We start from the raw sequence: 14,860 nt of genomic DNA on the forward strand, positions 1-14,860 counted from the left end.
TTGAAATAGGTTGTTGTTAAGGGGGTGCAAGCGTTGCTATAAGTGGTATGCGCAATTGTCACATCGCCTTTAATGGCATTAGAGTGTATAAAATTGTTTAGTAAAGGCGCTAAAATCAACTAGACTATTGTCAATCAGTGGATTTAAGGCAATAATGTGTCCGCATCCTGAAGTAGTCGGTGTTGAGTTTTCCGGCTCAGTGCCAATGCCGTTATCTTTTTTATAAAAGGACCTCCCATGTCTCTGTTAAATGATTACATCCAAAAAGAACAGCAGCTTAAGCAGCTCCAGGAAGAGCTGCAGCGTTTGGAAAATGACCAGCGTCTGAAAAGTGAGCTTGAATTTAAAGCTAAACTGGAAGCGTTAATGACCGAGTTTGGCAAGCGCCCATCCGACGTCATTGCATTGCTGGATCCTGCTGCCGATCAGCGTAGCGCACCCAAGGCAGCCGCTGCCGCTACTCGCCGCAAGCGTCGCCTGAAGATCTACAAGAACCCGAACACGGGTGAAGTGATCAAAACCCGCGGTGGTAACCACAAAGGCCTGCGTAGCTGGAAAGACGAGCACGGCGATGACACCGTCGAATCCTGGCTCGTGCGCCTGGAAGATTAAGTTAACAACCGGCATTTCTCCCCCAGAAGTGCCGGTTTTGTTTTAGCAGTATCGAAGTGTTGCCACTCTGGCCAGGTAATGCTCTCCACAATTTCACAGCCTTCTCCCTGTATTGAACAGTGATTATGTCAGGCGTTGCAACGGTACTTTGAGTTCCAGACGTCCCTTGCGCCACAGCACATGGGGTGCGCCCCCGCTAACGTGATAAAGGCTCTGGTGGTAGTGCAGTTGGCACAGTGTTGCCGTCAGCGCATCCGAGAGCTCGCTAAAGTCATCAAACAGCGTTACCGCATAGTGTTGTGAGGGAATATCGATACGCCGATATTCAACCGGTAAAGCCACGCTGTCGGTGCTCGCCTGGTTTTCGATATGCAGCCCGATATCGGTGCGTAGTTTATACGGCTTGGTCGTGCTGTCGAGCGCCGATACTTTGTCTGCTAGCAGGTCAGGGAGGGCCACGGCGGGGATAGAGCCGCCGAGTTGAGCTTCCAGACATGGAAGATGGTTGGTATGGCGCTTACGATTACCCAAGCCGCTGATGGCGTGTGCCGCCTTGTAGATACGCATATAGACGGCTTGGCGGGGGCCGCCTTGCTTTATGGTCGTGGTAAATGACGTTAGCGGCGGCTTCAGGTGATGCCTATCGTTGAGAGCCTGGCGATAATGCCTGGGCGACAGCTGGTAGCGTCGCTGGAAGGCGCGTGAAAAGGATGAGTGATTTACATAGCCACATTGCGCGGCGATATGCGCTATATTTTGCTGGGTCAGCGATAGCAGTACAGCGGCACGCTCCAGTCTGCGCTGCTCCCGGTATGCTCGGGGTGACATGTTAAAGCACTGGCGGAACTGTCGCCGTACCTGTGAGGCTGAATATCCCAACTGCCTGGCGAGATCTTCGATACTCAGCGGTTGATCAAGCGAATCTTGTAGCCAGATTTCAGCTCGTGACATTGCATTGAACACTATCTGGCCTCCTATGCGGGTTCAACAGGTAGCTTGCGACTGACCTGCCTGTGCACTCTCCCGGTGCGTTTGGTGACTCATGACCTGGTAGGCCATCTCTGGTGGCAGTGCGTGCCGGGGCATGGAAATAGACAGAGTGGCCGTACCTTGCCAGCGATGACGTAAAAGGTATTAGCATAAATCACCTGTTCGGTTAGTCATTGTTACCGATGGTGAGATCATCGCGTTGCTGTCTTTATGCTTCCAAGCGGTAGCAAAGGCAAGTTTGCTCTTAAAGAATACGCGTTTGTGCACAGTTTTTGATTAAAATGGCCTGTTGCTCAGGCATGTCGACCATTTTCAGTAGGGTGTAGATGAAACATCAATGAAATATCACAAGGTTTCTAAACAGCTGGATGAGCGTGAAAAGCTACGCAAGTTTCGTGAGCTGGATGACGCCTTTGCCCAGGCGCTGCGTCAATTGGAAGACCCTGACAGTGATTTCGATATTCCCACCGGCCCTCCGGTGCGCTCCTTGGCCGAGCTAGAAGCAGAAGATCAGGCGGACCAACAGAAGCGGCGTGATGAGCTGTTCGGCGAGCGCCTGCATGCGCTGATGGCCGAGTACGACCAATCGGCAGGGGCGTTGCGCGAGTTGATCGATACGTTGCTCAAGTACAATGTGTGGGCGTTGGAGGAAATACCCGGTGAGTGAAGGGGGCTGCTAACGGTAGCGGAAGACCCGCAGGCTGGGCAGAAACACCTCGCTCTCCAGCTTTTCATCCCGTCGCTTTGCGCGGGTGCGGGCTATGGGCGCTGTTTGTGGTGGCGTTTTGATATCGGGTAGACGCCCCTCTGGCGCAGGGACCACAAGGGGCATGGCCACGTTGAGCGCTCGACGCGTGTGGCCATCTGCCAGCGGTTCGGTGTAGAAAAGGTTGGCGCGCATCAGCGGGGCCTGGTTCTGTACCTGGGCCAGCACTTCCTGACTGGGTAGGCTGGCTAACTTGCGCAACTGGATGCGTACATGAGGCGCGTCGGTGTCCAGTTGCAGTAGCTTCTGCTCCGCTTCCTGAACGCTTATGCGTTTGATGGAGCGGCCGCTGGTATACCAGGCAAAGCGAATTCTGGCGACGGGGGCTTCGGCGAGAGGGATCAGTCGCCAGCACTGCTTCAAATGTAGCCTGGCCAACCCGCTTTGACGCAGCACGCTGTCCAGGTCAGGGTGACGGCGAGGGAGCCGCTGCCTGGCTTCGCTCAATGCAGTAGGATGGGCCTGTTTGATGTGCCTGAGCCAGTCACTGATCGCCTGTTTGGCATGATTGACGTCATGAAAGGCCTCCAGTAGTGCTTCGTCCGCCGCGATGACTCCAATGTAATTGCGCGTTTCACGCCCATCCTGGGCTTGCTGATGCCACATGTCCAGCAGCGCACGGCGTAGCCAGCCGGGGTCGCTGAGGCCATCGAAGCGCCACATGGGCAACGGCTGGGTTTCATAAAGCGAAACGGCTTGTTCAATGGCTTGCATCAACTGATCGAAACGGTCATCCAGTTCATGCAGCAGGCGGTAGGCGGGCGAGGACGACATCGTGGGTCAGGCCTCAGGAGAGTGGGGCATCGCGATCCGCCTGGGCCAGCAGAGCGTCCATATCCGCTTCATCCATGGCCGACTCGCCGGAAATACGGTGTGACTCATCGGCCCAGGCACCCAGGTCGAGTAGTTGGCAGCGCTGGCTGCAAAACGGTCGATAGGTACTTTGTGCGCTCCAGGTCACGGGCGTGGCACATTGTGGGCAGGCGACTTCCAGTGGGGCATCGTTGGCAGCGCTCTTCATGCATCTCTCCTCTCATGACTCAATCGTGCATTACTCAATCGTGCGCTATCGTGCTGTAGCGTCGATGCAGCGTGACGACCTGGTGCTGCAGGTGCTCCAGGCTGCCGCTGTTATCGATCACGTCATGGGCACGGCTGAGCCGTTCCTGGCGCGATAGCTGGGCGGCGAGGATAGCACGCACCTGGGCTTCACTCACCCCGTCGCGCGCTAAAGTGCGCGATCGCTGCAGCTCCTCTGGTACATCGACCACCAGTGTGCGTTGCGCCAGCGCATCCTGGCCTGACTCGAACAGCAGTGGCGATACCAGCAGAACATAAGGCGAGTTCAGAGCAAGCGCCTTTAGCCGCAACTGCAGGCGCTCACGAATGCGCGGATGGGTTTCGCTTTCCAGCCAACGGCGCTGTTCGGGGTCGCTGAAAACGATCTGACGCAGCGCGGCGCGGTTCAGGCCACCATCGGCATCGAGCACCTGTTGGCCAAAACGTTGCGCAATCGCCGCCAGCGCTGGCTCTCCGGGCATGACCATTTCGCGGGCGATATCGTCGGCATCTACCCAGCCCACCCCTAGTTCGCCAAATGCGCGCGCCACGGTCGACTTGCCGGAGCCGATACCGCCTGTCAATCCGATGATCATCATCGCCTCCGGTCAGAAGAGTGATAGATAAAGGGCCATCAGCTCATTGCCCTCCAAAAGCCCTAACCAGCCCGCCAGGGCGAGAAAAGGCCCGAAGGGCATCGGTTGGCCACGCAGTCTGGGCATCGTCGCTTGAAGCGTCAGCCCGATGATCGCGCCCAGGCCGGCTGAGACGATTAGTAGTAGTGGCAGCATTTCCCAACCCAGCCAGGCACCCAGCGCTGCCAGTAGCTTGAAGTCGCCAAACCCCATGCCTTCCTTGCCGGTGAGTAGTTTGAACAGCCAGTAGAAGCTCCAAAGGATCAAGTAACCCGCCATGGCGCCAATCACGGCACTGGGCAGCATCAGCGGTTGAAACAGCAGCTGGTACAGTAGCCCCATCCACAGCAGGGGTAGGGTGAGAATGTCTGGCAGCAGATAGGTACGCAGGTCGATGACCGCCAGTACCAGCAGCGTCAAGCAGGCCGCGTACAGAAACAGGCTGGCCAGCGTTGGGCCATGCAGCTGCATGACAGCTACCGCCAACAGCCCACCCATCAGCTCCACGACCGGGTACTGGGGGCTAATGCGGGTGCGGCAGTTGGCGCAGCGTCCACGGCGTTTCAACCAGCCCAGTAGGGGCAGGTTATCATGCCAGGCAATGGCGTGCTGGCATGAAGGGCACAGTGAAGCAGGGTATGCCAGGTTGAAGCGGGGGTGCGCTTCGGCTGGCTGCTCCAGCGCGACCAGGGCTTCGTTGCGCCACTGACGCATCAGCATGACGGGTAGCCGGGTGATGACGACGTTCAAGAAGCTGCCGAAGCACAGCCCCAGCATCAGCGAGATAGCGAGCAGCATGGTTGGCGATAAACCCATGGAGATCCTGAAGTGAAATAAGCGTGTCGACGGCCGAGCGATTAAAGCGCTGTGCCGATTTCGAAAATGGGCAGATACATGGAGACCACGACACCGCCTACCAGGGCGCCCAGGACCACGATGATAAGCGGCTCCATCAGCGATGTCAGTGCATCGACCTTGTTATCGACTTCTTCTTCATAATAGTCGGCCACTCGGTTGAGCATGGCATCCAGTGAGCCCGCCTCTTCCCCAATGCTCACCATCTGCACTGCCAGCGCAGGGAAGCGATTGGTCATGCGCATGGCAAAGTGCAGCTGCTGGCCGGTAGTCACGTCCTGGCGCACTTCGTTGATGGCCTGAATGTAAATACGATTATCGGCGGCGCCCGCCGCCGTTTCCAGCCCTTCTACCAGCGGCACCCCGGAAGCAAAGGTCGTTGCCAGCGTCCGCGTGAAACGTGATACCGCCGATTTATGCATGATGTCACCGATCACCGGCAGCTTGAGCAGCAGGCCATCCAGCCGATAGGCGAGTTTTGCAGAGCGCCGAGCCGCGGCCTTGAGCAGCATCACACTGCCCACCAGCCCGCCGATGGCATGCAGCCAGTAGCGCTGGGCCATCTCGGAAAGGTTGACGGTAAATTGTGTCAGCGCTGGCAACTCGGCACCAAATCCCTGGAACATGCTCTCGAACTCCGGGACCACCTTGATCAGCAGCAGCATGGTGACCCCGACCCCAATGGCCATGACCGCCGTGGGATACCAGAGCGCTTTCTTGACACGATTTTTCAGCGATTCGACCTTTTCCTTGTAGCTGGCAATACGCTCCAGCATCTGGTCCAGCGCACCGGCTTGTTCACCGGCATCCACCAGGTTGACGAACAGACGGTCGAACTGCTTTGGATGCTTGGCCATGGCCGTGGAGAGGCTGTCGCCGGAAGAAACGTCTTCCATGATCTGCTGAGTCAGCGCCACCATGGCGGGCTTCTTGAGGCTCTCGGAGACCGCTTGAAGGGCCTGAAGAATGGGGATGCCTGCGCGTACCATGGTGGCCATTTGCCGTGCAAACACCATGATATCGACATTGTTGACCTTGCCGCGGCCGCTAAAGCTGCTGCGTTTTTGGATCTTGCCGGCGACGATCCGTTGCCTGGCGAGCTGATCGACGATATCGGCTCTGGTTCTGCCGATCAGTTCCCCCTTCATTGGGCGGTCCTGGGGGCCTTTCCCCGACCACTTCCAACGGTGCAACGGGGCCGGTTTGGCGCTGCGCGCCTTGGCTTTGGCCATGCGCGGGGTCACTCCTTGCTGATACGGTTGACTTCATCGAGACTGGTGCTGCCATCCAGCACACGGCCAAGGCAACTTTGATAGAGGCTGGGGTGGCCTTCACGTCTGGCCTGCTGGTCGATCTCGATGGCGTTGCCGTCACGCATGATCAACTGGCGCATGTCGTCGCTGATGGGCACGACTTCGTATACCCCAATCCGGCCCTTGTAGCCTTGAGTACACTGCTTGCAGCCCACTGCCTGATAAATGGTGGCATTGCGAATCTCCTGCTGGCTAAAGCCCGCCTTGCGCAGCGCCTCGGCGGGAATGTCGGCAGGTGCTTTGCACAGGTGGCAAAGCTTACGCGCCAGCCGCTGGGCGATGATCAGGCTGACGGAGCTGGCAATGTTATAGGTAGCCACCCCCATGTTCGAGAGGCGTGTCAGGGTTTCGGCGGCGGAGTTGGTATGCACGGTGGAGAGTACCAGGTGCCCGGTTTGCGCTGCCTTGACGGCAATTTCCGCCGTTTCCAGATCGCGGATCTCGCCGACCATCACCACGTCCGGATCCTGGCGCAGGAAGGCACGCAGGGCGCTGGCGAAATTGAGCCCGATTTTGGGCAATACGTTGACCTGACTAATGCCGGACACCTTGATTTCCACCGGATCTTCCGCTGTACAGATATTGCGCTGCACCTGATTGAGGATATTGATGCCGGTATACAGGGTCACGGTTTTACCGCTACCAGTGGGGCCCGTGACCAGAATCATGCCTTGGGGCTTCTTGAGCGCGCTTTCGTAGGCGGCTTGCTGCTCAGGGGTGAACCCCAACTGGTCGATGCCCAACTGAGCAGACGTGGGGTCGAGAATACGCAGTACGACCTTTTCGCCCCACACCGTGGGCAGCGAGTTGACGCGGAAATCGATCGAGCGGGTGCGTGACAGCTGCAGCTTCAAGGCACCATCCTGGGGCAGGCGACGCTCGGAGATATCGAGCCGTGACATGATCTTCAAGCGGGCAGCAATGCGATGGCGAAGGGCAAACGGTGGCCGAGCGATCTCCACCAGCATGCCATCGATACGAAATCGCACTCGGTACTGGGTTTCATAAGGTTCGAAGTGAATATCCGAAGCACCTCGACTAATGGCATCCAGCAGGATCTTGTTGACGAACTTGACGACTGGCGCGTCCTCACCGCTTTGAGCGGCGTTATCCAGCGTTGCTTCGCTACCATCTTCGTGCTGTACGACATTGAGTTCACTGACGGCATCGTCCACGTCCTCAAGCTCGTCCAGCATGCTGCGTTCGTTTTGCGCCAGGTACTGTACGAGCGTATCGCGTAGCTGATCGGCAGGGGCTAGCACCCCGTCCACGCTTAGCCCGGTAGCAAACTGCAGCTCGTCCAGCTGGGTCAGCGTGGCGGGGTAAGGGACCGCCACGGTCAACCGGTGGCCATGGCGCGCCAAAGGTAAAATACCCAGTCGCTCAAGAATCTTGACCGGATAGTCACTGGCAGCAGGCAGGGCGGCCACTCGTATGGCTTCCAGGTCTACTACCGGCAGGCCGTACTCCCAGGCAGCCGCCACCGCCGCCTCATCGGTAGACACCAGGCCGCTGTCCACCACGTGTTGCAGTAGCGATATTTCCAGCTGAGTGGCAGTGTTTTCCGCAATGGCGGCCTGGGCATCCGTGAGCAGGCCGTGCTTGACCAACCGTTTGGCGATGCCGCGCAGCCCCCCGTTCAGGGCAGCATGGCTCAGCGTAGACTCAGGGGCAGGTTGGCTCATGGCGTACTCGGCAGCGGGCAAATGAAACGGAATGTAATGCTGAGGGTTGTACCATATTTACTGTTCCCGAGGTACCAGCCACGTACAGGCTCCATACCGTGAAATAGGCCGATTATCGGGGCATGTCAGGAAGATAAAGCTGGTTGCCAATGGGGGGTGGTTAAGCTAATTTAATCAGCAATCAAGGCTGATGTTCAGTAAGATTTGGCCTGACGATGACTCTTACACCGCAAGGGAACTCCGCAATGCAAACGACCCAACCCAACCAACCCCGCCGCTTCAAGCAGCCGGGCTTCACCCTCATCGAGCTGCTGATTGTGGTGGCGATTATCGGTATTTTGGCGGCAGTGGGTGTGCCGCAGTATGGTAATTATTTGGACCGCTCTGCTGCTACTGCCTGCGTCGGTGAGCTAAATTCTTACAGATCTTTATCGATAGCTGAAGCTGCAGCGGGTGAAGATAGTGCGCCTGATTTTACTTTTCAGTCATGCGCTAGTGACACAGACCGAGACGAGCTCTTTGTCGTTTTTACTGAGACCTCTGAGGATCAAGATACGGTTGATGTAAGTACTGAAAACCGTAATCAAACGGTGTACGTTGCTGGTAATGGTGCTATTTCTACTAATGATCCTGATGCAGAATAAGCTGCACGCTGGAATTGTTATAAGTGCAACTCCCTGGGTTAGGGAGTTGTACGAAGATTTTTTATGTCTTTGAATAAAAATGCAGGCTTTACGCTGGTTGAATTGTTGGTCAGCATTGCTATTGTTATAGTTCTATCTGTTTTCAACATGCCGCTTTACTTTGCCTATCTTGATCGCTCAGCCTTCAGTGCCTGTGAGCAGGAATTGAGTACCTTCAAAGTTCGCGTGATGGTTGCCGATCAACTAAATGATCTATTGGACTATTACCCATTTGAGGCTTGCTCAGTAAATGGCAGCAACCAGCCTACTCAGTTGGCCGTCGCCAATGCTTTGCGCGGCGTATTCGATGGCGATGGCACTTCCCTTGTGCTGAATACCCAGCGTCCAAACGTTCAGGCTCGCATCACGAGCCAAGGCATGGTCGAGCGCGTCGTCACACCTTGATTATGAAGGTGCGTTACCAAGCTGGCTCTTCATACAAGTTCGCGAATTTTACACACTCCCTGCGTAATTCCCTCATACACTAGTGGCTTCTTCAGGCAACAATACTTCCGGGAGCCCATCATGAAATCACTTTCGCTTGCAGTGCTCCTTGGCACGCTATGCTGGCACGGCCTGGCAAGTGCTCAGCCTGCGCATGCACCCGCCCATGGCGCCCGTGGCCACCAGGAGCAGCAGGCGGGCCAGAATGGTCGTGAGCATCGTCAGGAATATCAGCGGGAGCATCGCCATGAATATCGCCGTGATCGTGAGCAGCGCTCGGAGCGCTATATCGATCTGCCGCGTATCAACGAGCGGGAGCTGCTTGGCCTGCTGCGCCAGTACGAAGCCCCCCGCGCCGAGCCGCTGCCGCCCGGCATACAGCGCCGCCTGGAGCGGGGCAAGCCGCTGCCGCCGGGGATCGCCAAGCGCTTCGATGGCCCCATTGCACAGCAGCTGCCACGCTACCCGGGCTATGAGTGGGAGCGCGTCGGGGCAGACGTGGTGCTCATCGAAGCCGCTACGCGGGTAGTGGTAGATATACTGGTAGATGCCCTGCGATAACGAGTTCTTGGCTAGGCTTTGTACGAAAACTGCCTACGCTCGCCCATACGGCGTTAAAAATCGGCTCAAAGTACTCATTTACACCTTGTAAACTCCGTCTTTTCGCCGATTTTTGCCTTGTCTGGCCATCGCTCGCCGACTTTTCGTACAAAGCCTAGTGTTGTGGGTAGTCGCTTGAGCGAGCGTTCATGGTAATGCCATCGGCTAACGCTTATGCTGCTCTATTCATTATTAATTCACCCATTGTCACTCATCCATTGTTAGTCAGAAGAGGTAACTTGATGGCAGCGTATACCCTGGAAGAGCGCCTGGCGCTGGCAATTACCATCGCCGAAGAGGCGGGGCAGATGATCCGCGAGGCGCGTGAGCAGCAGAACTTCGCCCAACGCTTGAAAGAGGGCGTTGAGCTGGTCACCGATGTGGATGTCGCCGTCGACCAGCGAATCAGTCAGCGCCTGGAAGAGCACTTTCCCGGTGAGGCAAGGCTGAGCGAAGAGCTGAGCCCTGAACAGGCGCTCTCCCATCCCGCCGAACAGCTATGGGTCGTGGACCCTATCGATGGCACGGTGAACTTTGCCCAGGGCCAGCGCCATGTGGCGGTGTCGATTGGCTGGATCGAGCAGGGCGTGGGCAAGATAGGCGTCGTTCATGCACCGTTCCTGAATGAGACCTTCAGCGCAGCCCAGGGGCTGGGGGCTTACTGCAACCAGCGGCGTATTCAGCCCAGCGGTGCCGAATCGCTGGCCAGCACGCTGGTGGCTACCGGGTTTCCCTACGACAAGCAGGCCCGCAAGGCCCTGCTGCCACGGCTCGAAGCCGTACTGGCCCACTGCCAGGACATCCGACGCAACGGTGCCGCGGCGCTGGATATCTGCGACATTGCCTGTGGGCGCCTGGATGCCTATTACGAAAGCGTATCCCCCTGGGATTTTGTGGCAGGCTGGGTGATCGCCCGGGAAGCCGGGGCACGCGTGGGGCATTTGGTCGAGGTGCCGGAAGGCATTCCTGCCGACCTTTTCCCAGAGCAGCTGTTGGTAACCGCCCCCGGCGTTTACGATGCCATGGCGACGCTGCTGGCAAACGCGGATCGCTAGCCTGATGGGGGCTTTTCAACGCAACACGGCAAGCATTTGAAAAGAAAGCGCAAAAAGGGCTTTTCATTTGGCTAATAAAGCGCTAGTATACGCACCGTCCTGAAGCGAAAGCCAACGGGCATCGGAGTGTGGCGCAGCTTGGTAGCGCGTTGCAATGGGGTTGCAAAGGTCGCAGGTTCGAATCCTGTCACTCCGACCAAAAAAGACATATAAAACGGTCACTTAGCGAGTTATGCGGTGGCCGTTTTTTGTTGCCTAACGTTCTAGGTGACATATAGGTGACACCCGTCTGAAATTTTCGGCTTTTCTAAGCTCTCCAGAACAAGAGAAGGGCCACGTCGAACACAGCACTTCAGCGTGACGATACCCCCCCAACGGAGAGCATCCTCATTGCTCCATCTCTGCATCATTCCCGCTTAGCTCCGTATAATCGCTCTCATAGGTTTCACAGGGATAGATGCCTACCACAGACACATCGGCCACCACCCAGCCAGGCTCCTCAAGCCTTGGCCCACCCCTCCTTGATGGCATGTTTGCGGATCGCTGTATTGCTTACCTTGCCGTTCAGCTCCTTCGACAGCCAGGCATAGCCGTCGCGGGGGTCGGCCTCCCAGCGCCTGCGAGCCTCCTGCCAAAACTCCTTGCTCATCCCACGGTTGATGAGGCGACGCCGGGTTGGCGCGATGCCGGAGGCAACAGCCAGCAGCGAGGTTTTCAGCCGCTCGACATCAACGTCGCCTTCGGCAAGGCGCTGCATCAGCGCACCTTCAACCGACAGCGCCAGCGTTCGGGCAGTTTCCCGCGCCAGCACATGGCGGTTGGTAGAAATATCACTCATCGTCCTGGCTCCGTATGTAGTCGGCGACGTAGGTGCTGCCGGCGTCGGGATACGTACCATCGTCCAACATTAGCCCTAGCCGCTCGGCACGCCCCCTCATCTCTCGCTCGACCTGCGCAGCCTTCTCCAGCGCGGCCTCGATGCGCCCTCTCATCGCCTCCTTGTCCACCAATGCAATAACCGGCTTCTCCTCGAGCTCTACCTTGTCCTTCCAGAACTCCGGCTGACGGTTCTTCAGCCACAGTCGCGCGGCGGCGGTCTCGGGCGGGTAGTGGCGCTCCAGGTCCGTCAGGATCACCTGGCCTTGGTGCTGGGCCACGTGCGTCTCTGGTACCACGGCCCCCTTTGCTCGATGGAACAGCGCATGAGCCACCTCGGCATCGGCCAGGGCGCCACCCCGCCATATGGCATGGCGAAAGTCAGCATGCCGTTGCTGCCAGCGGTAGAGGGTGCGCTCGTCCACCTCGTAGAACTTGGCCAGCTTCTCCCGCGTGAAGCCCAGCAGCATCAAGCGCTCGGCTTGCTCGGCATACTCCGGGCGGTACTCGCTGGGACGACCACGCCCCTTGGTTACGGGCGTAACCTCTTGCGTAACCTGGGGCGTAACCGTAACCCCGTGCGTAACCTCCTCCTCTGTGTTGCTGGCAGGGTCTGTAGGCTGTGCCTGCTTTTGCCATTCATCCGCTTTGGCACGCCTGCTAACAGCCACCCGCGATACAGGTAGCGATAGCTCTCGAACCAACCAGGCGAAGCCCTCGCGGGAATCCGCTTCCCACAGCTTACGGGCTTTCTGCCACTGCCTCGTGGTCATCTTCGCCGCCATATCATCACCTACGCTAAGCGTGTCTGTGTCTTTTAGAAGCCGTTCGGTGGCTGCGCCCCTTCCCAGCTCGCGCCGTCCCACGCGGTCAAGGTGCTGAACGTGACGGGAATCTGGAGCTGGACGAAGCGCCCGTGATGGTCGGACGGCGAGTTGAGGGGAATACCAATGCTCTCGATGACCAGCGGCGCGAAGGTGCGATTCTTGTACTTGATGGCCAGCAGTGCTGGCACCTCAGACGGCAGCGCGGCTTCAACCAATGACTTTGCCGTTCTGTTTTCAGAACCCGCCCAGTCCAGCGCCGCCGTCAGCAGCGTGCCTTCCGGAGCCAGGTATCGCGGCAATGCCCAGTCCATCAGAAGATTGATGGCGGCCTCTACTTCGGCCTCCGGGTCCTGCCAGGCACGGAGCATGATGTTGACGGTGAGCTTGATGGGCGGCATGCCGCTGAACACCTGAGTGGAGTTGAGCTTGGTGATGCCCGTGCGACCGCGCGCATGCTCGGCGGCTCCGGCTGTCTTGTCTGCCCAGCTACCGGGCGTGGCTGTATCGAACTTCTCGCGCTCCTCGCTGGATAGCATCCCCCTCACGCTTTCAATGATTGGCTGAATCATGCCGCTTTGGAGCATTGCAGACAGGCTGGGTGTCAGGCCGCCCGTTCCAGCATTCTCGAATGGCGACTGCCAGTTGAAGGTCGCCTCCAGGTTGGCGTCGTCGACGAACAGGCAGCGCAGGACGGCACCATTTTCGTGCAACTTGTCGCCGTGGTGATCCGCCTCGTAAATCGAGGCGACCAGCGTATCGTTGATGCCGTCCCACTTTGGGCCTATCTCGCCCGGCGCGGCGCCGGTGACAACCATAGCCATGTCACTCCTCCTTCTCCTGCTTCGCGATCTCCTTGGCGGCTTCCAGCAGGGCTTGCGCCTCGCGGGCACGCACCGCCACCGCCTTGAGCGCCTTCTCCGGTGTACCGAACCGCTCCAGGTCGACCTGATAGCGCGCGGTTGCCGGCATGCTGGCCAGCTCGGCCAGCGCCTCATCCACGGCGCGACTCGCGGCGGCGTGGAGTTCGGAAGGTAGCGGCGTCACGTTGTCATTCATGCCACCACCTCGCCGGCCTTGCCCTCCAGCAGGCGCACCTGATGCCGCCGACTGCGAAGCTGTTCATCAACGCTGCTCAGCCGCAGGGGTAGGGCGGCCAACTCATCACGCAACGCCTTGAGTTCATCGGCACCTGGCTTGGCGCGAGCTTCGGCCTCCTCGTGGCCCAAGCCGGCCTTCGTCAGCTCGGCAAGGGCTTCAAGGCGCTGGCGCTCCACCTGGCGGATTTGTTGCCCAATCTGCTCCTGCCGGGCGGTGAGTCGCTGTTTCTCCTTGCCGAGACCAGCGACCACGCCGGCCAGGGCCTCGCGTAGCTTGCCGTCCTCACGAAGGAGCCGCGACCGAGTCTTCTCGACGGCGGCACGAAGCTGTTCGGCGTCCCCGACGGCGACACGCAAGCGGGTTACCAGGTCATCGACGCCATCAGCCTCGCTAAGCATCTGGGCGATGCGATCCTTGCGCGATGCTCGTGCCATCTCGGCATTGAGGCGATCCAGGGTGCCCAACAGGCGCTGGGCTGCACCGACGACCTTGGGGTGGCTCAATGTATCTTGCTCGACTGCGACGGCCTTCAGGTCAAACTTCGACATGGTGGTTCTCTCCTTGGTTGCGGGTCTTGCGGTTGGTGTCTTGGGTGCGCCACAGGCGGCGAAGGCCACGCAGGCGCAGAAAGGCGGCGCTGTCGCCGCTCATGGCCTGGCGGTGAAGCCGCTGCTCTAGATTGTCGCGCCGAAGTGGGTCGCGGCTCATGATTGCTCCTTGGCCAGTTGCCGGAATATCTCGACAGCCTCTTCGCGTCGCATTACGAATCTCCGGTTGGTGGAGCCTTCAGCTTAGCGCTTTGGGTTCCCGGTTCTTGGTGAGTTTTCCGGGCATGAAAAGCCCCGCCGAAGCGGGGTGTAAGGGCCAAGCAAGCGATGTTGTCAGTGTACCCGGTGCGGTGCTGGTGTTGTCTTTATCTGGTCGAGCATTCCCCGCTGTTCTGCATGGTCGAGCAATTCATCCTCTGGCACGTCCAGCGCTTGGGCAATATCGGCAAGGTTGTATGCCGGGTTGCCCTGATCGTCGTACCCGGCGGGCCTCAAGCCGGGGAAGAGTTCGCTCATCCCTTCGCGTAGTGTCTCCAGGATCGGCAAGCGCAGGAACGGCGGGTGCTGTTCATCATAGGCGCGGTTAATCATCGTATCGGTATCGTTGGGTGTCACACCGCCAAAGAACTCACGGCGGGCCTTGCGTTCGACGTTATCCAGTAGCGCGGCAATATGGCTGGCCAGTGGCCGTTGCAGGCGCTCAGGTGGGATTGCCAGCTTATGCGCGGCCCATACCTGCCCGGCGGTTAAGTGATCCAGCGGTTGCCCATGGGTAGCGGCTTGGCTCAGTGATTCGCGTGTGATGGTCATGGCA

Annotated in this window: 20 protein-coding genes and 1 tRNA gene; 7 read left to right on the forward strand and 14 right to left on the reverse strand. The window is 58.5% G+C overall.

The features are described from left to right. The first annotated feature begins 237 nt into the window (after nt 1-237). Nucleotides 238-612, forward strand: coding sequence for a histone-like nucleoid-structuring protein, MvaT/MvaU family (locus CWI66_RS00525; RefSeq protein ID WP_100730614.1), 375 nt, complete (start codon nt 238-240; stop codon nt 610-612). Nucleotides 613-735: 123 nt separating this feature from the next. Here the strand turns inward: CWI66_RS00525 and CWI66_RS00530 are convergent, their stop codons facing one another. Beyond that, nucleotides 736-1,575 (reverse strand): helix-turn-helix transcriptional regulator, encoded by an 840-nt coding sequence (locus tag CWI66_RS00530; protein ID WP_100730615.1) that lies wholly within the window; start codon nt 1,573-1,575, stop codon nt 736-738. Nucleotides 1,576-1,939: 364 nt separating this feature from the next. On the opposite strand from CWI66_RS00530, the gene CWI66_RS00535 reads away from it, so the two are divergent. After that, a complete protein-coding gene (locus CWI66_RS00535) occupies nt 1,940-2,269 on the forward strand; it encodes a hypothetical protein (protein ID WP_016913758.1) in 330 nt (109 codons plus the stop codon). A gap of 9 nt (nt 2,270-2,278) precedes the next feature. On the opposite strand, the gene CWI66_RS00540 is transcribed toward CWI66_RS00535, so the two are convergent. The 6 genes from CWI66_RS00540 to pilB are packed head-to-tail and all read right to left on the reverse strand — an operon-like array spanning nt 2,279 to nt 7,915. Continuing rightward, entirely contained in the window at nt 2,279-3,142 is an 864-nt protein-coding gene (locus CWI66_RS00540; RefSeq protein ID WP_100730616.1) for a DNA replication terminus site-binding protein, read from the reverse strand. Between the two features lie 13 nt (nt 3,143-3,155). Further along, nucleotides 3,156-3,389, reverse strand: a complete 234-nt coding sequence (gene yacG, locus CWI66_RS00545) for a DNA gyrase inhibitor YacG (RefSeq protein ID WP_016913760.1) — start codon at nt 3,387-3,389, stop codon at nt 3,156-3,158. A 34-nt stretch (nt 3,390-3,423) separates the two neighbouring features. After that, nucleotides 3,424-4,023, reverse strand: coding sequence for a dephospho-CoA kinase (coaE, locus tag CWI66_RS00550; RefSeq protein WP_081193263.1), 600 nt, complete (start codon nt 4,021-4,023; stop codon nt 3,424-3,426). A 12-nt stretch (nt 4,024-4,035) separates the two neighbouring features. Then, entirely contained in the window at nt 4,036-4,878 is an 843-nt protein-coding gene (locus CWI66_RS00555) for a prepilin peptidase (RefSeq protein ID WP_100730617.1), read from the reverse strand. Between the two features lie 41 nt (nt 4,879-4,919). After that, nucleotides 4,920-6,149, reverse strand: coding sequence for a type II secretion system F family protein (locus CWI66_RS00560; RefSeq protein WP_100730618.1), 1,230 nt, complete (start codon nt 6,147-6,149; stop codon nt 4,920-4,922). Nucleotides 6,150-6,157: 8 nt separating this feature from the next. Further along, entirely contained in the window at nt 6,158-7,915 is a 1,758-nt protein-coding gene (pilB, locus tag CWI66_RS00565) for a type IV-A pilus assembly ATPase PilB (RefSeq protein ID WP_100730619.1), read from the reverse strand. A 245-nt stretch (nt 7,916-8,160) separates the two neighbouring features. Between pilB and CWI66_RS18525 the strand changes: the two genes are divergently transcribed. The 5 genes from CWI66_RS18525 to CWI66_RS00595 all read left to right on the forward strand — a co-directional run bounded on the left by CWI66_RS18525 (nt 8,161) and on the right by CWI66_RS00595 (nt 10,896). Beyond that, on the forward strand, nt 8,161-8,559 hold the full coding sequence (locus CWI66_RS18525; RefSeq protein WP_100730620.1) for a pilin: 399 nt from the start codon (nt 8,161-8,163) through the stop codon (nt 8,557-8,559). Nucleotides 8,560-8,622: 63 nt separating this feature from the next. Continuing rightward, nucleotides 8,623-9,003 carry a type II secretion system protein gene (locus CWI66_RS00575; RefSeq protein ID WP_100730621.1) on the forward strand — a complete coding sequence of 127 codons (381 nt, stop codon included), beginning with the start codon at nt 8,623-8,625 and terminating at the stop codon, nt 9,001-9,003. 120 nt (nt 9,004-9,123) lie between these two features. Next, on the forward strand, nt 9,124-9,603 hold the full coding sequence (locus CWI66_RS00580; protein ID WP_100730622.1) for an anti-virulence regulator CigR family protein: 480 nt from the start codon (nt 9,124-9,126) through the stop codon (nt 9,601-9,603). Nucleotides 9,604-9,884: 281 nt separating this feature from the next. Beyond that, entirely contained in the window at nt 9,885-10,697 is an 813-nt protein-coding gene (locus tag CWI66_RS00590; RefSeq protein ID WP_100730624.1) for an inositol monophosphatase family protein, read from the forward strand. Nucleotides 10,698-10,819: 122 nt separating this feature from the next. After that, nucleotides 10,820-10,896, forward strand: a tRNA-Pro gene (locus tag CWI66_RS00595). A 300-nt stretch (nt 10,897-11,196) separates the two neighbouring features. On the opposite strand, the gene CWI66_RS00600 is transcribed toward CWI66_RS00595, so the two are convergent. From CWI66_RS00600 to CWI66_RS00625, 7 genes are all read right to left on the reverse strand, one after another. Continuing rightward, entirely contained in the window at nt 11,197-11,535 is a 339-nt protein-coding gene (locus CWI66_RS00600; RefSeq protein ID WP_100730625.1) for a hypothetical protein, read from the reverse strand. Continuing rightward, complete coding sequence (locus CWI66_RS00605; RefSeq protein ID WP_157808933.1) at nt 11,528-12,346, reverse strand: hypothetical protein; 819 nt, start codon at nt 12,344-12,346, stop codon at nt 11,528-11,530. The genes CWI66_RS00600 and CWI66_RS00605 overlap by 8 nt, the downstream gene beginning before the upstream one ends. A gap of 44 nt (nt 12,347-12,390) precedes the next feature. Then, nucleotides 12,391-13,221: a hypothetical protein gene (locus CWI66_RS00610; RefSeq protein ID WP_100730627.1), complete on the reverse strand. Its 831-nt coding sequence runs from the start codon at nt 13,219-13,221 to the stop codon at nt 12,391-12,393. Between the two features lies 1 nt (nt 13,222). Continuing rightward, entirely contained in the window at nt 13,223-13,456 is a 234-nt protein-coding gene (locus tag CWI66_RS00615) for a hypothetical protein (protein ID WP_100730628.1), read from the reverse strand. Further along, nucleotides 13,453-14,046 carry a hypothetical protein gene (locus CWI66_RS00620; protein ID WP_100730629.1) on the reverse strand — a complete coding sequence of 198 codons (594 nt, stop codon included), beginning with the start codon at nt 14,044-14,046 and terminating at the stop codon, nt 13,453-13,455. The genes CWI66_RS00615 and CWI66_RS00620 overlap by 4 nt, the downstream gene beginning before the upstream one ends. After that, on the reverse strand, nt 14,033-14,206 hold the full coding sequence (locus CWI66_RS17925; protein ID WP_157808934.1) for a hypothetical protein: 174 nt from the start codon (nt 14,204-14,206) through the stop codon (nt 14,033-14,035). The genes CWI66_RS00620 and CWI66_RS17925 overlap by 14 nt, the downstream gene beginning before the upstream one ends. Nucleotides 14,207-14,379: 173 nt before the next feature. Continuing rightward, on the reverse strand, nt 14,380-14,856 hold the full coding sequence (locus CWI66_RS00625; RefSeq protein WP_100730630.1) for a hypothetical protein: 477 nt from the start codon (nt 14,854-14,856) through the stop codon (nt 14,380-14,382). Nucleotides 14,857-14,860: the final 4 nt, after the last annotated feature.

This window comes from Halomonas sp. 141 (assembly GCF_002810305.1).
GTDB classification, from domain to species: Bacteria; Pseudomonadota; Gammaproteobacteria; order Pseudomonadales; family Halomonadaceae; genus Vreelandella; species Vreelandella stevensii.